This window comes from Paraeggerthella sp. (genome assembly GCF_048427265.1).
Classification (GTDB): Bacteria; Actinomycetota; Coriobacteriia; order Coriobacteriales; family Eggerthellaceae; genus Paraeggerthella; species Paraeggerthella hominis.
In genome coordinates, this window is sequence record NZ_DBFOSR010000021.1 from 1 (window position 1) to 20,488 (window position 20,488).

Here is a 20,488-nt window from a genome sequence, read left to right on the forward strand (position 1 = left end):
CGCTTCGGTCGTTTCGTTCGTCTTGCTCCGTCCCGCCAATGAAACGTGCCCGGGCTGCGCAGCCCGGGCACGTGGCGGATGGCCGCGCGAATGCCCGCGCGGACCGAGTGGATTGATAAAGGGGAGTTACTTGCCCTGCCAAACCGGCGTGCGCTTCTCGACGAAAGCGGCCGGGCCTTCGATGCCGTCGGCGGTCTTCTCCAGGAAGCGGTACGCGGCGTCGGAGTAGCGCATGGCATCCTCTTCGGACATCTGGTCGGCGGCGTGCACGATGTTCTTCGTCCACTTGAGGGCGAGGGGAGCGTTCTTCAGGCACTCTTCGGCCAGCGCGATAGCGCGGTCCATGACCTCTTCGGCCGGCACGACGTAGTTGATCAGGCCGAGAGCCTTGGCCTCGGGAGCCTTGATCTTCTTGCCGGTCAGCAGAAGCTCCATGCAATCCTTGCGGTTGATGTCGCGCGCCAGGCGCACGATGCCGCCCGTGGAAGCGATGATGCCCAAGCCAACCTCGGTGCAGCCGAACTTGGCGTTCTCGGCGGCAACCACCATGTCGCAGGACAGGGCGATTTCCATGCCGCCGCCGGCCGCGGAGCCGTTGCATGCGGCGATGACGGGCTTGGAGCACAGGCGCGCGGTCAGGCCGCCGAAGCCATGCTCGGTCACGGTCTGGCACTCGCCGCCTTCGCTCAGCTCGGAAAGATCCTCGCCCGCGCAGAACACCTTGCCCGTGCCGGTGACGATGATCGCGCGCACGGCGGGATCGGTCTCGGCGTTGTTCATGATGTTCTCCATGGCCTTGGAGGTGACGCCGTTAAGGGCGTTTGCCACGTCGGGGCGGTTGATGCGGATGATCAGCAGACCGTCCTCGCGAAGTTCGGATACGACGGTGTCGGTACCATAGTAATCTGCCATTGCTCCTCCTTGACTGGTTGCGATTTCGCGCGAAGCCGCGCGTGGCGCCGAGCGATGTTCCGCACGTGATTCGGCTCGATTGCAGCGTGCCGCCGTCGTGTTTTACTCGCTCGAACAACTGCCCTGAATACTAGCGATCGCAGCTATGCCGTTGCATCGCAAGGCGCATGGTAATTCGGCGATACTTAAAAATCGGTGCATCGCAAAAAAAGTAGTAGGGATACGTAATGATGCCATTGATCAGGGGCTATGAAACGCGTTTGCGCAGTGCTTCCCGCGGCGGGGGCGCGGCGTTGCGCCGTGGCGCCGCGCGGGCGATGGAACCTGCGCGGACGGGCGCGCAGGCATAGTCAAATTGTAAGTAATGATGCTTTCACGGCGATCTTGCGATGACGCCGCGCGGCGAGCGGTGCAAACTGCTCTCAACGCGCCGAATCCGCCGCATGTTCCCCTCGAAGACGGCGGGTCGCGTCCGAACGCTTTATAAAGGCAAACGAGAAGGGAAAGGTACAGGATGAAAATCGTTGCTGCTTTCAAGGTGGTTCCCGACGATCAGGACATCCAGGTGTCCGCGGACGGCTCCCTGGATTACTCCAAGGCAAAGGGCATCGTGTCCACGTACGATCTGAACGCTCTCGAGGCCGCGGCGCAGCTGGCCGCAGCCAACGACGGCTCCTCGGTGGTTGCGATGACGGCGGGCCCCGCTTCCATCGACGACTCCAAGCTGAAGAAGAACGTGCTGGCTCGCGGCGTGGACGAGCTGTTCATGGCCGCCGACGATGCATACGCGAACATGGATGCCCGCGCGACGGCGGAGGCGCTGGCTGCTCTGGTCGGCAAGGTGGGCGCGTTCGACCTCATCCTGTGCGGCGACGGCTCCGCTGACAACTACGCGCAGCAGGTCGACGTGCAGCTGGCTGCGAAGCTGGGCCTTCCTGTGGTGAACGGCGCAACGAAGATCGAGGCGCAGGGCTCGTCGCTCATCGTCGAGCGTACGCTCGAGGACGTCGTCGAAACCGTCGAGGTGCCCCTGCCCGCCGTTGTGTCCGTGTCGCCCGATATCGCGCTGCCCCGCATTCCCGGCATGAAGGACATCCTGGCTGCCGGCAAGAAGCCGATGAACGTGGCCGGTGCCGAGGCGGCTGTCGACGGCGCTATCGACGTTGTCTCCTGCAAGGCTCCCGATCAGGCCGACCGCAAGCTCGAGATCCTCGACGCTTCGGCTGATGGCGCGATCGAGCAGTTCGCTGCAGCCCTCAAGGCCGCCCTGTAGGTTCCGTCTTCCGATAATCCGCTGTCCGAGAGAAAGGCTAGCATACCCATGAAAGCACTTGTTATTGCCGAGCGCGCCGACGCTGCCCGCGAGCTTGCTGCCGGAGCCCGCACCATGGCCGATGAGGTCGTCCTCGTTTCCTTTGGCGATGCGCCCGCTGCCGTTGCCGACAAAGTGGCGAAGGTGTCCGTACCCGAAGGCTCCGTTTTGGACGACGCCGCCGATACCGTGATCGCCGTGTTCGACGCCGAGCAGCCGAGCGTCGTGCTGGTCGAGCCCACGCGTCACATGAAGACGATCGCCGGCCGCCTGGCCGCGCATGCGGGCGCCGCCGTTATCACCGACGTCATGGAATTCGCCGCCGACGGCGCGAAGAGCCTGTACTTCGGCGGCGTGGCCGAGCGCGTGCAGAAGGCTGCGGGCGACGTGGCCATCTACACGGTTTCCGCTGGCGCGTTCGAAGGCGCCGAGGCAAGCGGCGCGAACGCGGTCGAGGACGTGGCCTGGGTTGCCCCGGCCAATCCGGTGAAGCTCGTGTCCTCCAAGCCCATCGAAAAGAGCGGCGTTGACCTGGGCAAGGCTGACGTGGTCGTGGCTGCGGGCCGTGGCTTCGCGGAGGAGTCCGAGCTTGACTTGGCTCGCGCGCTGTGCGAAAAGCTGGGCGCCGGCCTGGGTTGCTCGCGTCCGCTGACCGAGGGCGTGGACTGGCTTCCCACCGAGACCTACGTTGGCGTGTCCGGCCTCATGCTGTCGCCGAAGGTCTACGTGGCTTGCGGCATTTCCGGCCAGATGCAGCACATGGTGGGCTGCAATCGCGCCGGCACGATGTTCGCCATCAACAAGGACAAGAACGCGCCGGTCTTCAAGCAGTGCGACTTCGGCCTGGTGGGAGACATCAAGGATGTACTGCCGGCTTTGACAGCGGCACTGTAGAAAGCTTCGATCCGCGGGAGGGCTCATGGAGGCCTCCCGCTTCAAGAAGCTCGAACCTTGCTGGTCAGGCGAGCGAGCGGGCTTTTGCGGTGAAGCTGGTGTGTTGTTGATTTTCATAAGACGAGAAAGGATGAAAGGTGTCTGAGACCGATTTCGACATCATCGTCGTGGGGTCCGGGTGCGCCGGGGCCGTGGCCGCTTACGTGGCCGCGTCCGCCGGCAAGAGCGTCCTCGTGGTCGAGCGCGGCAACTTCGCCGGCGCCAAGAACATGACGGGCGGGCGGATCTACTCGCATTCGCTTAAGGAGGTCTTCCCGAACTTCGAGCAGGAGGCGCCCCTCGAGCGCAGGATCACCCACGAGCGCATCGCGCTTCTGGACGCGCGCTCGAGCATGGCCGTCGACTTCACGAGCGACGAACTGGCGGAGGAAGGCAAGGACTCCTACGCCGTCCTGCGCGCGCCGTTCGACCAGTGGCTGGCCTCGAAGGCCGAGGACGCGGGCGCCGAGTACATCTGCGGCATCGCCGTGGAGGAGCTCATCAAGGACGAGGCGGGCCGCGTGGTGGGCGTGCGCGCGGGCGAGGACGAGATCACCGCGCAGGTGGTCATCCTGGCCGAGGGCGTGAACCCGCTTTTGTCCGAGAAGTGCCTGGGCAACCCGCGCCCGAAGGCGAACGAGATGGCCGTGGGCATCAAGCAGGTGTTCGAGCTGCCGGCCTCCCAGATCGAGGACCGCTTCCTGTGCCCGGAGGGCGAGGGCGCGGCGATGCTGTTCGTGGGCGACTGCACGCACGGGAACGTGGGCGGCGGCTTCCTGTACACCAACAAGGACTCGATCAGCCTGGGCCTCGTGGCCACCATCTCCACGGCGGCCGACGCGTCGAACCCGTACCCGGTGTACCAGATGCTCGAGGACTTCAAGAACCACCCGGCCGTGGCGCCCGTCATCCGCGGCGCGAAGCTGGTCGAGCACTCCGGCCACATGGTGCCCGAGGGCGGCTACAACATGATCCCGAAGTACGTCTTCGACGGCTGCCTGGTGGCCGGCGAGACGGCGGGCCTGTGCATGAACATGGGCTACCAGGTGCGCGGCATGGACTTCGCCGTGGCGTCGGGCCAGATGGCGGGGCAGGCGGCCGTCAAGGCGCTGGACGCGGGCGACACGAGCGCGGCGGGCCTGGCTTCGTACAAGCAGGCCATGGAGGACTCGTTCGTCGTCAAGGACCTCGAGACCTTCCGCAAGTGGCCCCACGTCATGGAGGGCTGGGACCGCATGTTCGGCGAGTACCCCGCCATGGTGAGGGAGATCTTCAACGCCATGTTCAGCGTGGACGGCGCGCCGCAGAAGCCGCTCGTGAAGCGCATGATGCCCATCGTGAAGAAGCGCGGGCTGTTCAAGCTCGCAGGCGAGGTGCGAAAGGCGGTGAAGGCGCTGTGAGCAAGGTATGCGAGATCACGGTCAACGTCGACGAGTTCCTGGCGTTGGACAAGTACGAGGTGGACGAGGAGAACGCCCACATCGAGCTGGTGGACGACCCTGACGACGAGGAGTTCCTCAAGCTGGTGCGCGTGTGCCCGGCGGCCCTCTACAAGGTCGACGAGTCGGGCGCGAAGTCGTTCGACTACGCCGGCTGCCTGGAGTGCGGCACCTGCCGCATAGCCTGCGGCTCGACCATCGTGAAGAAGTGGGAGAACCCCCAGCCCACCATGGGCGTGGAGTACCGCTTCGGCTAGGATTCCGCTATCCTAGACAGAGTATGTGGATTCGAGCAAGCGAAAGGCCCCGATGAAGGCTTCCCTTCAAGAAATAGCGATCGTGACCGAACTTTTCCGGTTGGTGAAAGAGGTCAACCGGACGTGTTCGCAGCCGTACATGGCGCGCATGGGCCTTTCGCAACTCGAAGCCGATGTCCTGATGGTTTTGTCAGGCCATCAGAAGAAAGGCGAGACGATCCGTCCCGGGTCGCTCGCCCGATTGCTCCGCATGCCCGCCAGTTCGCTGTCGCAAGCGCTCAAGCCGCTTGAAGACAAAGGGTACGTGAAGCGGGAACGGCTGCGCGATGATGCGAGAACCGTGTCGATCGAGCTGACGGAGCGTGGATGGGAGCTGGCAGAAGGGTGCCAGTACGAGATGCACGCGCTTATCACGGAATTCTGCAACACGATTGGCGTGGACGAGATCGAGGATCTTATGGCGTCGCTCGACAAGGTGTTGGAATTCGCGAATTCGTACGGCCGTCCAACGCGCGTTTGACGGTCTGTTCCGAGCTTTTTGCTGATAACGCGGCGCGTTTGCTGCGGCTTTCGCCCTGCTGCGTCCATCTTCCCGACATTCGGCTGCTTGTTCTTTGGCGTTCTGCGTTCGTCATGAGATAATGCCGTCAAGACGAAATCTGCACCCAATAAAGGAGTTGTTCATGACCGAAGCGAAGCGCACGGCGCGTTTGGCGCTCGTCCAGTTTGAAAGCGCCCTGTGCGATCCGGCCGCCAATACCGAAAAAGCTTGCCGCATGATAGCCGAGGCTGGGGCACAAGGCGCCGACCTGGTGATTTTCCCCGAGTTGTTCTCTACGGGGTACCAGCTGAACATCGTGGGACCTCGCATTGTCGAACTCGCCGAACCGGTGGAAGGCCCTACGGTTACGGCTTTGTGCGAAGCTGCTCGCGCTGCGAATTGCTACGTGGTTGCCGGTCTTGCGCTGACGTACGATTTGACCGGCGTGGTGTACAACAGCTCCGTGTTCATTGACCGCGGCGGCAACCTCATGGGTACGTACGACAAGCAGCACCTGTGGGCTTTGGAGCGCTTCTACTTCCGCTCCGGCTGCGACTGCCCGGTGTTCGAGACTGATTTCGGGCGCGTCGGCGTGATGATCTGCTACGACATGGGCTACCCGGAGGTGGCGCGCATGTTGACCTTGCAAGGCGCCGACCTGGTGGTGTGCCCCAGTGCGTGGTGCGCCGAGGACATGGACGTGTGGGACGTGAACGCCCCTGCCCGCGCATTGGAGAACACGGTGTTCTTGGCGGCTGTGAACCGCTTCGGCGAAGAGGACGGCTTGTCGATGCCCGGTCGTTCGCTGGTGTGCAACCCGCGCGGCCATGTGGTGGCGCAGCTGGAGGATCCTGCCGAAGGCGTGCTGTACGCGGATATCGATCTGAACGAGATCGACGGCTTCCGCGAGCGCAGCCCTTATCTGCGCGATCGCCGTCCCGACTTGTACGATTTGGTGCTGCTGCCGTAAGGGGAAGTCTGGTTGAACTGCGCTTTCGCTGGGCCTGCCGCTATCGCCGGCGTTTCCCATTGCGCCGAGAGCTAGCGCCGCCTGCATTGTCGCCCGAAACGTACGTTTTCAGCCCGAAAAACGTACGTTTCGGGCGACAATGTGCTTCCAGGCTGACTCGCGCAAGCAGGCTGATTTGCGCACAAACGAAAAGCCCCGCCGGCGCAGTGCGCGCGAGCGGGGCTTTCACCTGCAAGGAGCTATGCTCTTCGCTTACAGGACCTGATCCGTTTCCGCGAACGTGATCACGTCCTGCTTCTTGATGCTGGCGTAAGCCTTCATGATGGCCCAGTACAGCACACCGGCCAGAACAAGCGAGTTCAGGCCCGGAATGCCGATTGCCATGATGCTGGTGACTTCGCCCACGGCGAAGCCGGCGATCCAGCACACGATTGCGATGGGGTTCCAGTTCTCGACCTTCGCGGGCAGCTGGCCCTTGGCGCGCGACTCGTCGAGCGTCTTGCGGCTGCGGCGCAGCACGAAGTAGTCGATGACCATGATGCCGGCGACGGGCGGAATAGCCACGCCCAGCAGCACCAGGAAGTCGGTGAAGTAGTTGATGATGCCGATAACCGACAGCGCGGTGCCCACGATGCCCAGCATCCATACCAGCGCGTTGCGGCTGAGCTTCTTGTTGAACAGGGCGTTCAGCATGGTGGCCAGGCCCAAGCTGGACGAGTACAGGTTGATGTCGTTGAGCTTGACCGTAGAGGCCACAACGATGATGACGCCGATGATGCCCGAGGTGCCCATCATGATGTCGACGACGTTCTCGGTTCCCATGGCGTGCGCCAGCAGAACGGCCAGAAGGTTCATGCCCAGTTCGCCCACGAACGTGCCGATGAGCGTCATCCAGAACACCTGGTTGCCGTTCTTCAGGAAGCGCGCGTAGTCGGGGGTGCAGATGGCGCCTGCAATGAAGCCGCCCGCAACCATGGTGGTGGCGGCGCCCAGGGTAAGGGCCGGTCCCGGAGGCGCGGTGGTCAGAAGCTCGGTGAGCGAGTGGTTCTGCAGGATGATGGCTGCGGCCACAATGACCACGATCACGAACAAGGGCACGAATATAGCCGCGAAGTTCGCGATGGCCTTGATGCCGAACACGACCAGGAGCGTGATGCCCAGGCCGGTGACGATGGCCCAAATCGGGTACTCCATGCCGCCCAGGAAGTCGGTCAGCGTGACGATGCTGGCCATGCCTTCGCCGAACACGGAGTTCTGCACGCCGAACCAGCCGACCATCGAGATGGCCACAACGCCGCCGAACAGGGCAGAGCCGCCCTTGCCGAAGCCCGCCCAGCGCGAAAGCAAGCTGGTGGACAAGCCCTCGTGGGCAGCGGCGGTGCCAAGCGCCCAGCTGACTACCTGCAGCAGCACCGATCCCAGCATGGTTGCCAGGAACGCGTCCCAAAAGGTCAAGCCGAAGCCGAGTGCGGCTCCCAACATGAGCTGCGACACGCAGCAGATCGCGCCGATCCTGATGAAGAGAATCCGCCAAAACGGCTGTTTCGCTTCGTCAGGAACGCGCGACAACGAGTAGTCGATGTCTTCTTCCGTTGCCATTACTGTTCCTTTCCGTCCCGCGCGCTTTTGCGACGGGAAACCCCATGTCCGCACGAATGGTTGTAAATTTGTGCGGGCGATTAAAAGATTCGGAAATTATACCTTGACACCCCTTGCGCAAGCCCCGCAGGTGAAAAGTTTAACGATTAGGTGTCGATTTCTTTGCTGAACGCCCTTGCGAACGGGCTGCGAATATGCAAAGCTGGCGCTTCGGCGTCTTTTCTGGGTTGTGCGCTGTTGCCGAGCTGGCGTGTCGTGTTGCGCATATTTGTACTAGAATACCTGCATGCGCAAAAGAAAACAGGACATCCGCCAAGCTATCGAGACGCCAGCCCTGGGGTTCGGCGTTGTGATGTTGGCGTTGCTTTGCTTTTTGCTTGCGCTGTGGACGCTTATCATTGTCGTAAGGGTCGTGCTGGATTGATCGGCTTCGAGATAACACCGCGCGTCTGCGGAATAAAGCGAGGTTAGAGCGCACCATGTGGCAGCGGTTCACCTTATACGATGTCCGGGTCATCGGCCACTACCTGGGCGTGCTCGTGCTGTTCTCGTCCTTGGCGCTGCTGGTGCCGTTTGCGACGGCTCTTGCGTTTCAGGAATGGATTCCTGCGGCCAACTATCTGCTGACCATTGGCGTTTCTCTTATCATAGGGTCTGGCCTGCGCTTTTTGCGCATAGAGCCCGGACGGCTCAACCGCCAGCAAGCCCTTGTTGTCACCGGTCTGGCTTGGATCGTGCTGGCTATGGTTGCCACGATTCCCCTCCACCTGTCGGGCCACTACGAAACGTACCTTGACGCGTTGTTCGACGGTGTGTCGGGCATTACCACCACCGGCGCAAGCATCATCACCGATCTGGATCACCTGTCGAACGCCGACAACATGTGGCGCTTCATGATGCACCTGATCGGAGGCTTGGGACTCATCGTTGTGGCGTTGTCGTTCGGCCTGTTCGGCAAGCGCGCGGGCGCCAGCCTGTATATGTCCGAGGGCCGAAGCGAGCACGTGGTTCCCAACGTGGTCCAAACCACGCAGTTCATTGCGAAGATCGCCGTCGGCATCATCCTCATTGCAACGGTTATCTTGACGGGCATGTGCCTGTTCATAGGGATGGAGCCGTCGCGCGCGCTTTTGCAGTCGCTGTGGCTGTCGATTTCCGGCTTTATGACCGGCGGATTCGCGCCCATGAGCCAAAGCGTTATGTACTATCATTCCCTGCCCATCGAGCTGGTGCTCATGCTGCTTATGCTGCTGGGATCCATCAACTTCGTGCTTCATTCCGAGGTGTGGAAGGGCCATGTCGAAGTGTTCTTCAAAGACTTGGAAATTCGCACGATGGTTTTGTGGATTGCGGTTATGACCTGTGTTTTTGCAGCTTCGTTGAGCGCGAGCGCCGAGTTTTCCAACCTGCCGGCCATGCTGCGGCGCGGCTTGTTCACGGTGATCTCGGCCTTCTCGACTACGGGATTTCAGAACGTCACTACAAATCAGCTGACCACGGCCCTTTCGTCGGGCGCGTTTTTGGTGGTGGCCATTCTGATGGCCGTCGGAGGCAGCGGCGGGTCCACTTCGGGCGGTTTCAAGTTCAGCCGCATGGGCGTTATCATGAAATCGTTGGTGGCAACTATCAAGGAAGCGCTTGCGCCCGACTCCGCGCGCGTGGTGGTTGACTACAATCACGTTGGTCGCCGCATTCTCTCGCCCGAAGTGGTGAAAGAGGCTATGACGGTGTTCGTGCTGTACGTGGTCACGTATGCGATTGGCTCGCTGGTGGGCATTGCCCATGGTTACGACGCGACGCAGGCTATTTTCGAATCGGTGGCTATGGCCAGCAACGGCGGCATTTCTTCGGGGCTTGCGGCTCCGGGTATGCCGGTCACCCTCGAGCTGTTCTACATCCTTCAAATGTGGGCCGGCCGTCTTGAGTTCGTGACGCTTCTGGCGCTTATCGTTGAAATTGTCGTGTCGCTTGATCCCCGAAGGTTGGTGCATCGGTCGTGAACGTGCCGTGGTGCAACAGGAAAAGAACGTGGTGGACGATGGCGGCGGTCTTGATGGCGTGCATTCTGATCGGGAGCTTTGCGTCGAGCGGTGCCGCTGCAACGGCGTATGCCGAAGAGGCTGAAGGCGGGAATGCGGTGAATCCGCAGCAGCTTCCCGATAGCTCGTTCATCTACGATACGTCCATTGCCGACTTGAGCGAGGCCGACGCGTATTACGATAACCAAACCGTGCAAGTAACGGGCGAGGCCATTGGCGATAGCATCAAAGAGGGTTTGGACGGAAGGCATCGCTGGATCACGCTTTCGTCGCCGGGCGATTCGGCAACCATTACGGTGTACATGTCGAGCGAGGCGGCGGCGAAGATAGACACGTTCGGCGCGTACGACAGAAAAGGCTCCATCGTGCAGGTGCGAGGAACGTTTCACCTGGTGTGCCCGGAGCACGAGGGTCTGTCGGACTTGCATGCCGAAGTTGTGACCGTTATCGAGCCCGGTGAGCGAAAGCAGGATCCGTTCGTGTTCGGAACGTTCGTCCCCGGTATCGTGGCCGTGGCCATCGGCCTTGCCATGACGGGCGTATTCTATTGGTTGAGGGAGCGCCAGCGCTAGCGCTTTTTTGATAGTGAGGGTGCGGTTGTGCCGATTGGAGCAGAGGAGGACGCTTGCAAAGGGCCCAGGTAGTCAAGCTTGATCGTGGATATCCGCTTGTGCGATGCGACGATGGGACGCTTGTGCGATGCGAACATGCAACGGCGCTGGTCAAGGGCGAGGAAGTGCGCGCCGTGATCGGCGATTTCGTTGAAGTGGACGTGCCGGAGGGGCATGACAAGGGCATCATAGCCAGTATTCTTCCGCGCACGCGCGCGTTCGTGCGCAAAGATCCGACCGAGCGGGCGCTTCCGCAGGTGCTTGCCGCAAACTTCGACCGCGTGTTCGTGGCGCAGCCTCTTGCCGACGTGAACGCTCGTCGGCTTGAGCGCGAGCTGGTGCTGGCTTACGAAACGGGTGCCTTGGTGACCGTTGTGCTGACTAAGGCGGATCTTGCCGAGGACGAAGCGCATGTGGCCGAGGTGCGCGATCGCGTGCGCGCGCTGGTGGGTCCCGACGTGCAGACGCTGGTGGTTTCCGAAAACGATCCCGTCAGTGTGGAGGCCGTGCGCGATCTGGTGCCCCGAAATACGACTGCCGTGCTGCTGGGAAAGAGCGGCGTGGGGAAGTCGAGTTTGGTGAACATGCTGGTGGGAAGCGATATTCAAGAAACGACGCCCGTGCGCGACGACGGGAAGGGCCGTCATACCACGGTGAGTCGCGAGATGGTCCCCATTCCCGGCGGCGGGTTCATGGTGGACATGCCCGGCGTGCGCGGCCTGGGCTTGTGGGAGGCCGATGCGGGCATCGGCGCCGCGTTCTCGGACGTGGAAGAGATTGCCGAGGGCTGCCGATTCCGCGATTGCCGCCATGTTGACGAGCCTGGGTGCGCCGTGCGTGCTGCGGTGGAGGCTGGCGAGATCAGCAAGGAGCGGTTCGCGTCCTATCGAGTGCTCAAGCAGGAAACCGCTGACCTGCGCGAACGTCGCGAGGAGGCTCGTCGCATGCGCGGCGAGAAGGCATCCGATCGCAAGGGCGGAAAGGGACGCGCGCGCAGGAAGCGGTAGCGTCGAGTGCCGCGTCTGCGGGTTGACTGCGCCGGTGGCCGCTGGAGGGGTTGCACGTGAGGGTCGGATGCGCCGACGAGCCGCCGACGGGGGGTCGCGCCTGGGCCGGCTGCACCGGCGGCCCGCCGCTGGCGCATCCGCGCACGAAAAACCGCCTTCGCTGGCAGGTTTTCACGGTTAGGGGTCGTTTTGCTTGGCCGGACGAGCGCCCTCGAAAGCGCGATGCGACACTCCAAAGCTGTGACCAGGCAAAACTAAACGCGGGCAGCGCCATGGCGAAGAGAGCGCTCAACATGACGACCTCAAACCGTCAAAACCTGCCAGCAAGGGCGGTTTTTCGTGCGCATGCTTCCCCTGCGGCGGCGGCAAGCGGCGGCAACAAGCGGGTAACGCGCCGGCACGTCGCCGAGGAATCGCCTGCTTATCGCTGATGTCGACGAACGTACGGGGCTGTTCGATTGCGGTGCCGCCGCGAATCGCGCGAGGGCCGTTCGCACGTTCCCCTGCTTCCGTTTTCGGCCATGCGCCCGATGCTCACTGCTTTACGTGGCTCTTAGTCTTGTGCTAGGGTTTACATCGCAATGCGAGGGGGCGTTGCGAATACGGGGGCGGGGACGCGCATGGGGAAGCACTCTTTCAGTCTGAAAACTATTTATCTAACTGCGTTGACGGCGGTGTTCGGCGTGTCGTTTCTTGCGTTTGCTGTGTTCGATTTCTACTCGCAGCAGCGCCAGACCGAGGCGGCTTTGCTGGAAGAGGCCCGCACGTTTGCTCGCGAAATGGACGCCGTGTGGCAGTTTATGGACAACTCGCAAAGCGTGATCAACAACACTTCTGACGGGACGTACGAATTCAAGGGTTTGCACTGCTCATTGGTTGGAAAGAGCGTCGGGCGCTTATTCTCGGCCGGCAGCGACTACGCTATTCGCTACACCAATTTCAACCCGCGCAGCGAGCAGGACATACCCGATGAATTCGAGGCGGAAGCGCTCGAACGCTTCAACGCCAACTCGTCGGTGAAAGAACATTACGGCATTGCCGAGTATCAGGGGGAAGAGCGTTTCCGGTACCTGCAAGCACTTGAGGTTGATAACAGCTGTCTGTCCTGTCACGGCGAACCGGCGGGCGAGCTTGACGTTACCGGCAAAGAAAAAGAAGGATGGACGCTTGATTCCGTTGGGGGCGCTATCAGCATTGTCATTCCCATCGATCAGCAACAGCAAACGCTGCGCGACAACGTGATTCGCGACGTCGTGTTCTTCCTGGGGATCACCGTGTTCATTGGCGCGGTGATCTACGTGGTGACAACCTTCTTCGTGCTGCGCCCGATAGGGGGGTTGCATGCGGCATTCGGAAAGCTGAAGCGCGGCCGTATGGATGCAGAACTGGGCGGCGGGCATGCGGCGAAAGAGGTGCAGCAGCTTGTTGGCGGGTTCAACGACATGGCGGGCGATCTGCGCGATATGTACGAGCACTTGGAGTCGCAGGTTGAGGCTCGCACGATTGATTTGCAGGAAGCCAATGCGCTGCTCGAGCATCAGCGCGACAAGTTGGAAAAGCTGAACGAAAGCCTTGAGCAGGAGACTCGTTTCAAGTCCGATCTTTTGTCCATGGTGAACCACGAGCTGCGCACTCCGTTGACGTCTATCATTACGTTCGCGCAGATTTCGCGCGAAACGTGCGATCCGGGGCGTGAAAGCGATCGGCGGTCTTGGGAGGAAATCGAGAAGAACAGCCAGATCTTGCTCAACATGATCAACAACATGCTGGACATCGCGCGATCCGACGCGGGCAGCATCAAGTCTACATGCGAGCCGATGGATTTGGGCGACGTGGCGGCGTCGGTCAAGGGCACCATGGCTCCGCTCGCGCGCAAGTACGAGGTTTCGTTCCGTACGAGGGTTGCTTCGGACGTGCCCCTGGTGAACGGCGATTACGAGAAGACGTTGCGTATGCTTGAAAACCTGGCCAGCAACGCCATCAAGTTCACGCCCGACGGCGGGTCAGTGGAGTTGAGGGTGGCATACGACGAGAATCGTCAGGTGGTAACGCTGTCGATGGTCGATACCGGCATAGGCATTGCGCCCGAGGACCAGGAGCGCATTTTCGAGCGATTCTTCCAGGTGGATAGCACGTCGACGCGAAAGTACAATGGCAGCGGCCTGGGCCTTGCCCTTGTGCGCGAATACGCTGACGTGCAAGGGTTCGCCATTTCGGTGGAGAGCGAAGTGGGGAAGGGCAGCGCTTTCGTTATTACGGTGCCGAAGAGGCTGATAGTGGGGGAAGACGATGTATAAGGTGATGCTCATCGACGATGAGGATAATTTGCGACAGGCGATCGAGCAGCTTCTAACGTCGAACGGGTACGCATTTTGTGGCGCGAAAGACGCCGAATCGGGCATGGAGATGCTTCTGCATGAAAAGCCCGACCTACTGTTGCTCGACGTGATGCTGCCGGGAACGAACGGGTTCGATTTGTGTGCGCGCATCCGCGAAGAAGGCCGCCGCATTCCGGTCATTTTCCTTTCTGCGAAATGCGATATTGTCGACAAGAGCATCGGCTTTCGGTCGGGTGGGGACGATTATGTGACCAAGCCGTTCGATGCCATGGAGTTGCTGCTGCGCATCGAGGCGAACATCCGCCGTCATAAGGACACGATAGATTTTGCGCGCTCGAGAAATCGGGAAGGGGTTGCTCAGATTGGCGATCTTGAGGTGCATTTTGGAGAGTACCAGGTGCGCATCAAGGGAAAGCCGGTGCAGCTAACCACGAAGGAGTTCGAGATTGTGGCGTTTTTGGCGGCGCACCCGGGCAAAGTGTTCACGCGCAGCCAAATTCAGGAGTATATCTGGGGCGAGTCCGATGCCAACTGCAAACCGACCAACAACATAACGGTGTTCGTACGCAAGATTCGCGAGAAGATCGAAGAGAACCCTTCCGAGCCACGGTACCTGCTGACGGTTCAGCGCGTGGGTTACAAAATGGCTGATCGAGTGGAGGGGTAAGGCTCGCAGGAAGCCGAAGATTCGTTACTCCGCTTGTTTCCTGCATCAAGCAAGGCATTATGTCTTAACAAATTGCATTATGTAATGCAATTTGTTAAGATCGTGCAGAGCAAAGGAGGCGAAAATGGCTGTTGCGGGAACGATTAATGCGCGGTTGCCGGAAGACCTGAAGCGTCGCGGAGGTCAAGTTTTGGCGCGCGAAGGGGTGTCGACGACGCAAGCCGTTCGATGCCTCTATGAGTATTTGGAGCGAGAGCAACGTGTGCCTGAGTGGATGCGTGGCGATGCGGGTGCATGCGACGAAGTGTCCAAGCGCCGCGAGAAGCTTCGTTCGCTGGTGGGGGTGGTCGACTTGCCTCGTGGAGTTGACGCACGGCAGGAATATCGCGACTACCTGGTAGAAAAGCACGGACCGGGGTTGCACTCATGAAAGTGCTTCTTGACGTTAATGTCATAGTTGACATTTTAGGAGCGACCGAAGACGTGCTTTATTCGTTCCAGGCGTTGGACGTGATGTTGCTGAAGCGGTTCGAGCCATTTATGACCGCGTCGATGGCGCCCACGGTTCAGTACGTTCTTTCTACTCGTAAATACGCTTCAAAGCCGGGAGCCATTTCGGCGCTCCAGAATTTAGTTGACGTCGTAAGCGTCCTTGATGTGACGGAGGTTGACCTTCGTCACGCGTTGGTCGATCCTCTGGGCGATTTTGAAGATGCAATGGTCGCCTGGGCTGCTTTTCGACATGGAGTCGATCTCATTGTGACTCGAAACGTGCGGGACTTTGTCGGATCTCCCGTTGCCGCTATGACCTCTCAGCAGTTCTGCGAAGTCTACCGCCCCGCTGGCTATGAGTACGATCTGGCCAGGTCTTAGACGGATTTTCTTGCTTGGCGGGATTGTCCGGCACCTTTTCGCATCCTCGATGCACCATTTAATCTTATTAATCTAGTCATTAATATCCGGTTAATATCTTCTTAACGCAAAACTTATTTTCGGTTTATCGCAATAATTTTCAATGATCCGTAGAGTGCATAGCAAGGGAAAGTCGGGGGAAGCGAGACTTTTCATCTTGCGCTGCGGACGGCCTCCCTCCCTGCTGTTCGCAGCGCAAGAACGGTGCGACCGAGAGGTCGTGGGGAGAGAACGAGAGGAGCAAGCATGGCTGAAAACGCAACGCATGGTTTCACCCGCAGAAGCTTCATCAAGGGCGCGGCGGCGCTCACTGCAACGGGCGCGCTGGTCGGCTGCAGCCCGCAGGCCAAGAACCTGGAGGAAACGGACAAGAAGCAGGAAGCCCCTGAGACGCAGCTTTACCCGGGTGTCTGCCGTGGTAACTGCGGCGGCGGCTGCTTTTTGAATGTGCACGTGCGCGACGGGCAAGTGGTGCGTACGTCGGCGCGCGATATGCCGAACACGGAGTACAACCGCATCTGTCCTCGTGGCTTGACGCACGTGGGTCGTATGTACAGTTCGGAGCGCGTGCTGTATCCCATGAAACGCGTGGGAGAGCGTGGTTCGAACGATTTTGAGCGCATTAGCTGGGACGAGGCGCTCGATACCATAGCTGAGAAGTGGAAGAGCTATCGCGAGCAATTCGGCCCGAAGTCCATCATGTTTTTTTACGGATCGGGAAACTATGCTTTGTATAGCGGTAGTTGCAACGCGGCAGGTGCGGTTGTGCGGTTCGAGAACATTCTTGGATGCACCGACGCCGGCCTAGATGTTGACGTAGGAACGGGATACGGCGCGTCGCGTGCTCATGGTGGAGCTGATCTGGGCAATGAGCTTACTGATCGTAAGAATGCAAAAACGCAGATTCTTTGGGGCAACAACCCTGCTATTTCGCTCCCTCATACCCTGCACTTCATGATGGAGGCAAAGGAAAACGGGACGCGCCTTATCGTGATCGATCCGGTGTACAACCCGAACACGGCCAAGGCCGATTGGTGGATACCCGTCAAGCCCGGTACGGACGGTGCGCTCGCGTTAGGTGTTTTGAACGTGCTGATCGGGAACGGTTGGGTGGATGAGGATACGCTGCGCAGCAAGACCAACTGTGGCCTGCTCATCAAGGAAGATGGCATGTACCTACGCATGAGCGATCTGGGCGTTGAGCCGACCGAGGGCGACGTTGACCCGCTTACGGGCAAGCCGAAGGTTATCAGCCCGCCTGCCGTATGGGACGAAGCTGCGAGCAAGGCCGTTGCGTTCAGCGAGGCTCAGAAGCCGGCGCTCAAGAACGTGGCTCCCATCGAGGGCATTGTGGTTCAAACGGTGTACGAGAATGCTATGAGTTACATTTCCGCTTGGACGCCCGAAGCGGCATCTGCTGTGTGCGGCGTTTCCGTAGAGGACATTCAAGAGCTGGCACGCGTGTATCACGAGGACGGTCCGGTGACGACCGAAATCATGCAAGGCTTGAACCATTATCGCAACGCACACTACACTGGTTGGCCGGTATATTTGGTCGGATTGCTGACTGGCAATGCTGGCAAGCCTGGTGCTGCGATCGGCCAGAGCGAGGAATACCTGCCTCAGATGCTGTTCTCCAACATCAAAGGTGCCTGCTATCCGGTTAATTCCGCAGGAGAGGCGGCTCCGGGCATTTCGGGACATCTGGATACGACAGTGTTCGAAGAGGTGTTCACTACGGGCAAGTTCAAGGGCGAGGACTACGTGGTGAAAAGCGCGTACATCCATTGCTCGAACCCGCTTGTGACCATGTGCAGCAACGATTATACGTCGCGCTGGATCGATGCTCTCGAGTTCGTCGTGGTGGCCGACATGTGCATGACCGAAACGTGCAAGTACGCGGATATCGTGCTGCCCGCCGCTCATTGGTTCGAGCAGCAGGACATCGGCTTCCTGTTCTCTTCTCACCCGTATCTTTTGTGGCAGGAAAAGTGCGTCGAGCCGCAGGGCGAATCGAAGCCTGACTTCCAAATCTTTGGCGATATTCTGGATCGCCTTGGTTTGGGCGAGTTCTGGTGCACGGAAGACGAGTATGCCGAGACCATTCTGGATTCCGAGTATTGGAAGTCTTTGGACTGCACGCTTGAGAACATCAAGGCGAAGGGCGCTGTTCGCATCTATCCGGAAGGCGACAAGCTGGGCTCCGCCGATCCGCTGCCTACGGAAACTGGGCGCATTCAGCTGTACCAGGAGGTTGCCGTTCCCAACAACGTTGCTACGACCGATTTCGACATCTCGAAAGAGCGCGGTTTGCATTGGGAGACTCCCGTCTACGTTGGCGAGGACCGCGAGTATCGGAAGACGTATCCGTTTAGCTTGCTGTCCGAGCACATGCGCACTCATACCCATACGCAATGGTGGGAATGCGGCTACGTGCGCGAGTTCGAGCGCGAGCCGGTGGTGCGTATCAACCCCGATGACGCGGCTGAGCTGGGCATTGCAGAGGGCGATACCGTACGCTTATCCAACGATAACGGGTATGTGGTCATGAAGGCGGCTATCAGCGCTGGTTTGCCGCGCAAGATGATCTCGTCGGGACGCAGCTGGCAGAAAGACGATTTCATCGATGGTCATTTTGCAAACCTGTCTTCGAAGGACTACAACTCCATGATTGCAAACCAGGCTTTCAATGATGTTGCGGTCATGATCGAGAAACTGTAAGGGAGTGGTGAGGAATGACCCGTTACGGAATGGCGATCGACCTGAATCGTTGCTTCGGCTGCCAAGCGTGTGCCGCTGCGTGTAAGATCGCGAACAATATGCCAAAGGATGTTAACTACAACATTGTGTACACCAAGTCGGATAAGAGTCTTGATACGCTTGGTCTGGCAGTTGCGACCGGTGCCGTTTCCAATGACTGTGCTGGCGGGACGCACGATGACCCGGTGCTGTCCTTTTTCCCTATGCAGTGCCAACACTGCAAGAAGCCTGCGTGCCTCGACGTGTGCCCGACGGGCGCTACCGTCAAGGATGAGGAGACCGGCATCGTATCGGTGGACAGCGAGCTGTGCATCGGGTGCGAGTCGTGCATCAAGGCGTGCCCGTACGAGGGCGTGCGCACGCTCATCAAGAGTCCCGAGTACTACCTTGACGTGGTGGTAGGCGAGTATGACGCGCCGCCTCATAAGGCCGGTACGGTGGAGAAGTGCACGTTCTGCAAGAACCTCATCGACCGTGACGAGGTGCCCGCTTGCATGCAGCTGTGCCCGGGCCGTGCGCGCTACTGGGGCGATCTGGACGACCCCGAGTCCGCGGTGTCCAAGGCTATCGAGGGCCGCGAAGTCCTGCTCTTGCAGGAAGATGCCGGCACTGAGCCGAGCGTGTACTACCTGCAATAGCTTTACGCGGGGCGGCGGTTTTTGCAGCAACCGCCGCCCCTTTTCAAAAAGGGGGAGGAAGCATGGAGCAATACGACGCTTTGAAAAGGGCCGTGGGGAGGGCCGACGCGTGTGAGCTTCTTTCGCGCGCGTTTTCATATCCTGACGACGTGTTTGCAACTGCGCTCGTCGAAGGTGCTCTGGCCGACGATGCTCGGTCTTGCCTGTTGGACATGGGTATGTCGGCTTCCGTTGCTGATGATTTGGCAACGGGGCTGCGGGCATGGGCGGAATCGTCCGTTGCGGACGTTTTGTCGGAGATGAGGAAAACGTACTCGCGCTTGTACCTTGCGCCGGGCGGGCACACGCCGATTTTCCCTTACGAAAGTGCTTTCCTGCATGTTTCCATGGGCGCTCCGGGTGTTCCCTCGTTGTTCCGCACGCCCGTCACGCTTGACGTCGAGCGCTGCATGCGCGAAGCCGGAGTGATGGCGAAGAACGGGCGCAAAGAGCCGTGCGACAGCGTTCAGGAGGAGTTCGAGTTTCTTTCGTACCTGTTCGCTCAGCAGGCCGAGGCTGTTCGCACCGAGAATAAAGAAACGCTGACCAGTCTAAACGAGCAAACTCAAGCGTTTCTTCGAAGCCACGCGCTTGCCTGGCTCCCCCGATTCATGGAGCAAACCTGCGACTTGACCGACGGGCCGTACGCCGCGCTCGCCTTGTACGCTTCCGCCGTCTTGACGTCCTTGCCTGACGAAGAATAGGGGAACGTATGGATTTCCTGCTGGTCTTTATTTGCGCCGTTGCGGCGGCGTTTGCGTTGCGCAATCCCATAAAGAAGGCACCGGTGGCTTTCTATATTTTGGCCGTGGCGGTGAGCGTGCTGTTCATTGCGGCGGAGTTTTTCCCAATGCCGCGTGCAGTGTGGAGCGCTTTGTTCCTGCTCGTTCAAAAATGCATGCTGGCCTTGGCTTTGTTCGCCGTGGTGATGTTCATCGGCGTGTTCTCGCGCGATTCTCGAGCAGGCCGTTGGCTTCGTCCCATTCGCGCGGAGCTGTCCATTATCGCCTGGATTCTGTCGTTGGGGCACATGGCCGTGTACCTTGTCTCGTACCTGCCTCGATTGGGCGGCGTGAACAAGGGAGCCGTGATGATCTCGTTCGTGGTTGCCTTGGTGCTGTTCGCTCTTCTGCTGGTCTTAGGGGTCACGTCGTTCAACGTGGTCAAGAAGCGCATGAAGAAAGACACGTGGAAGCGCGTGCAGATGCTGGCGTACCCGTTTTTCGGTTTGGTGTACCTGCATCTGATGCTCATGTTGCTGCCGCCCGCCTTGCATGGAGGCGCAGCGGCGCAGGTCAGCGTGGCGGTGTACTCGGTGTTGTTTGCCGCTTATGCTCTTTTGCGCGTTCGACGCGCGATGATCGATCGAAAGGCCGCATAGCGGCAGCGCGACCGGGTTGGGCCGGCGGATTGTGCCTGGGTCGGCTGCGGTGGCGAGCCGTCGACGGGGCGCGCGCCTGGGCCGGATGCGCCGGCGGCCCGCCGCTGGCGCAGCCGCGCACGAAAAATCGCC

General features: G+C 60.2%; 20 protein-coding genes. 18 read left to right on the top strand and 2 right to left on the bottom strand.

The features are described from left to right. Positions 1 to 126: 126 nt before the first annotated feature. On the bottom strand, positions 127 to 912 hold the full coding sequence (locus ACMNI9_RS02185; protein ID WP_114566958.1) for an enoyl-CoA hydratase/isomerase family protein: 786 nt from the start codon (positions 910 to 912) through the stop codon (positions 127 to 129). 514 nt (positions 913 to 1,426) lie between these two features. Here ACMNI9_RS02185 and fixA point away from each other — a divergent pair. The 6 genes from fixA (at position 1,427) to ACMNI9_RS02215 (ending at position 6,364) form a co-directional block, all read left to right on the top strand. Further along, the gene (fixA, locus tag ACMNI9_RS02190) at positions 1,427 to 2,185 is read left to right on the top strand and encodes a putative electron transfer flavoprotein FixA (RefSeq protein WP_114566957.1); all 759 of its coding nucleotides are present in this window, start codon (positions 1,427 to 1,429) and stop codon (positions 2,183 to 2,185) included. A 48-nt stretch (positions 2,186 to 2,233) separates the two neighbouring features. Further along, complete coding sequence (locus tag ACMNI9_RS02195) at positions 2,234 to 3,118, top strand: electron transfer flavoprotein subunit alpha/FixB family protein (RefSeq protein ID WP_114566956.1); 885 nt, start codon at positions 2,234 to 2,236, stop codon at positions 3,116 to 3,118. A gap of 137 nt (positions 3,119 to 3,255) precedes the next feature. Beyond that, a complete protein-coding gene (locus ACMNI9_RS02200) occupies positions 3,256 to 4,557 on the top strand; it encodes an FAD-dependent oxidoreductase (protein WP_418830689.1) in 1,302 nt (433 codons plus the stop codon). After that, positions 4,554 to 4,853 carry a ferredoxin family protein gene (locus tag ACMNI9_RS02205; RefSeq protein ID WP_216529167.1) on the top strand — a complete coding sequence of 100 codons (300 nt, stop codon included), beginning with the start codon at positions 4,554 to 4,556 and terminating at the stop codon, positions 4,851 to 4,853. The genes ACMNI9_RS02200 and ACMNI9_RS02205 overlap by 4 nt, the downstream gene beginning before the upstream one ends. Before the next feature lie 82 nt (positions 4,854 to 4,935). Beyond that, a complete protein-coding gene (locus ACMNI9_RS02210; RefSeq protein WP_181792544.1) occupies positions 4,936 to 5,373 on the top strand; it encodes a MarR family winged helix-turn-helix transcriptional regulator in 438 nt (145 codons plus the stop codon). Positions 5,374 to 5,536: 163 nt separating this feature from the next. Further along, entirely contained in the window at positions 5,537 to 6,364 is an 828-nt protein-coding gene (locus ACMNI9_RS02215) for a nitrilase-related carbon-nitrogen hydrolase (protein ID WP_114566673.1), read from the top strand. Between the two features lie 252 nt (positions 6,365 to 6,616). Here the strand turns inward: ACMNI9_RS02215 and ACMNI9_RS02220 are convergent, their stop codons facing one another. After that, positions 6,617 to 7,963: a purine-cytosine permease family protein gene (locus ACMNI9_RS02220; RefSeq protein ID WP_216529168.1), complete on the bottom strand. Its 1,347-nt coding sequence runs from the start codon at positions 7,961 to 7,963 to the stop codon at positions 6,617 to 6,619. Positions 7,964 to 8,249: 286 nt separating this feature from the next. Between ACMNI9_RS02220 and ACMNI9_RS02225 the strand changes: the two genes are divergently transcribed. The 12 genes from ACMNI9_RS02225 to ACMNI9_RS02280 all read left to right on the top strand — a co-directional run bounded on the left by ACMNI9_RS02225 (position 8,250) and on the right by ACMNI9_RS02280 (position 20,356). Next, positions 8,250 to 8,387 (top strand): hypothetical protein, encoded by a 138-nt coding sequence (locus tag ACMNI9_RS02225; protein ID WP_216529169.1) that lies wholly within the window; start codon positions 8,250 to 8,252, stop codon positions 8,385 to 8,387. A 55-nt stretch (positions 8,388 to 8,442) separates the two neighbouring features. Further along, on the top strand, positions 8,443 to 9,963 hold the full coding sequence (locus ACMNI9_RS02230) for a TrkH family potassium uptake protein (RefSeq protein WP_114566663.1): 1,521 nt from the start codon (positions 8,443 to 8,445) through the stop codon (positions 9,961 to 9,963). A 38-nt stretch (positions 9,964 to 10,001) separates the two neighbouring features. Further along, complete coding sequence (locus ACMNI9_RS02235; RefSeq protein ID WP_225749597.1) at positions 10,002 to 10,574, top strand: hydrolase; 573 nt, start codon at positions 10,002 to 10,004, stop codon at positions 10,572 to 10,574. A gap of 53 nt (positions 10,575 to 10,627) precedes the next feature. Further along, a complete protein-coding gene (gene rsgA / locus ACMNI9_RS02240; RefSeq protein ID WP_114566662.1) occupies positions 10,628 to 11,620 on the top strand; it encodes a ribosome small subunit-dependent GTPase A in 993 nt (330 codons plus the stop codon). Between the two features lie 620 nt (positions 11,621 to 12,240). Beyond that, on the top strand, positions 12,241 to 13,917 hold the full coding sequence (locus ACMNI9_RS02245) for a c-type heme family protein (RefSeq protein ID WP_418830690.1): 1,677 nt from the start codon (positions 12,241 to 12,243) through the stop codon (positions 13,915 to 13,917). Further along, entirely contained in the window at positions 13,910 to 14,626 is a 717-nt protein-coding gene (locus ACMNI9_RS02250; protein WP_114566660.1) for a response regulator transcription factor, read from the top strand. Before ACMNI9_RS02245 ends, ACMNI9_RS02250 begins: the two co-directional genes overlap by 8 nt. A gap of 124 nt (positions 14,627 to 14,750) precedes the next feature. After that, positions 14,751 to 15,056, top strand: coding sequence for a type II toxin-antitoxin system RelB/DinJ family antitoxin (locus ACMNI9_RS02255; RefSeq protein WP_418830692.1), 306 nt, complete (start codon positions 14,751 to 14,753; stop codon positions 15,054 to 15,056). Then, positions 15,053 to 15,499 (top strand): PIN domain-containing protein, encoded by a 447-nt coding sequence (locus tag ACMNI9_RS02260; RefSeq protein ID WP_418830694.1) that lies wholly within the window; start codon positions 15,053 to 15,055, stop codon positions 15,497 to 15,499. The genes ACMNI9_RS02255 and ACMNI9_RS02260 overlap by 4 nt, the downstream gene beginning before the upstream one ends. Before the next feature lie 285 nt (positions 15,500 to 15,784). After that, positions 15,785 to 18,259, top strand: coding sequence for a molybdopterin-containing oxidoreductase family protein (locus ACMNI9_RS02265; RefSeq protein WP_216529173.1), 2,475 nt, complete (start codon positions 15,785 to 15,787; stop codon positions 18,257 to 18,259). A 14-nt stretch (positions 18,260 to 18,273) separates the two neighbouring features. After that, a complete protein-coding gene (locus ACMNI9_RS02270) occupies positions 18,274 to 18,936 on the top strand; it encodes a 4Fe-4S dicluster domain-containing protein (protein WP_114566656.1) in 663 nt (220 codons plus the stop codon). A 62-nt stretch (positions 18,937 to 18,998) separates the two neighbouring features. Further along, complete coding sequence (locus ACMNI9_RS02275) at positions 18,999 to 19,679, top strand: TorD/DmsD family molecular chaperone (protein ID WP_114566655.1); 681 nt, start codon at positions 18,999 to 19,001, stop codon at positions 19,677 to 19,679. Between the two features lie 8 nt (positions 19,680 to 19,687). Further along, entirely contained in the window at positions 19,688 to 20,356 is a 669-nt protein-coding gene (locus ACMNI9_RS02280) for a ferric reductase-like transmembrane domain-containing protein (RefSeq protein WP_225749593.1), read from the top strand. Positions 20,357 to 20,488 lie beyond the last annotated feature (132 nt).

Excerpts from the sequence above, each read along its gene's own strand:
- ACMNI9_RS02250 (WP_114566660.1), top strand. The coding sequence starts at position 13,910 with ATGTATAAGGTGATGCTCATCGACGATGAGGATAATTTGCGACAGGCG.
- ACMNI9_RS02260 (WP_418830694.1), top strand. The coding sequence starts at position 15,053 with ATGAAAGTGCTTCTTGACGTTAATGTCATAGTTGACATTTTAGGAGCG.
- ACMNI9_RS02245 (WP_418830690.1), top strand. The coding sequence starts at position 12,241 with ATGGGGAAGCACTCTTTCAGTCTGAAAACTATTTATCTAACTGCGTTG.
- ACMNI9_RS02220 (WP_216529168.1), bottom strand. The coding sequence starts at position 7,963 with ATGGCAACGGAAGAAGACATCGACTACTCGTTGTCGCGCGTTCCTGAC.
- ACMNI9_RS02280 (WP_225749593.1), top strand. The coding sequence starts at position 19,688 with ATGGATTTCCTGCTGGTCTTTATTTGCGCCGTTGCGGCGGCGTTTGCG.
- ACMNI9_RS02275 (WP_114566655.1), top strand. The coding sequence starts at position 18,999 with ATGGAGCAATACGACGCTTTGAAAAGGGCCGTGGGGAGGGCCGACGCG.
- ACMNI9_RS02235 (WP_225749597.1), top strand. The coding sequence starts at position 10,002 with ATGGCGGCGGTCTTGATGGCGTGCATTCTGATCGGGAGCTTTGCGTCG.
- ACMNI9_RS02215 (WP_114566673.1), top strand. The coding sequence starts at position 5,537 with ATGACCGAAGCGAAGCGCACGGCGCGTTTGGCGCTCGTCCAGTTTGAA.
- ACMNI9_RS02265 (WP_216529173.1), top strand. The coding sequence starts at position 15,785 with ATGGCTGAAAACGCAACGCATGGTTTCACCCGCAGAAGCTTCATCAAG.
- ACMNI9_RS02255 (WP_418830692.1), top strand. The coding sequence starts at position 14,751 with ATGGCTGTTGCGGGAACGATTAATGCGCGGTTGCCGGAAGACCTGAAG.
- ACMNI9_RS02195 (WP_114566956.1), top strand. The coding sequence starts at position 2,234 with ATGAAAGCACTTGTTATTGCCGAGCGCGCCGACGCTGCCCGCGAGCTT.
- ACMNI9_RS02270 (WP_114566656.1), top strand. The coding sequence starts at position 18,274 with ATGACCCGTTACGGAATGGCGATCGACCTGAATCGTTGCTTCGGCTGC.
- ACMNI9_RS02230 (WP_114566663.1), top strand. The coding sequence starts at position 8,443 with ATGTGGCAGCGGTTCACCTTATACGATGTCCGGGTCATCGGCCACTAC.
- fixA (WP_114566957.1), top strand. The coding sequence starts at position 1,427 with ATGAAAATCGTTGCTGCTTTCAAGGTGGTTCCCGACGATCAGGACATC.
- ACMNI9_RS02185 (WP_114566958.1), bottom strand. The coding sequence starts at position 912 with ATGGCAGATTACTATGGTACCGACACCGTCGTATCCGAACTTCGCGAG.
- ACMNI9_RS02225 (WP_216529169.1), top strand. The coding sequence starts at position 8,250 with ATGCGCAAAAGAAAACAGGACATCCGCCAAGCTATCGAGACGCCAGCC.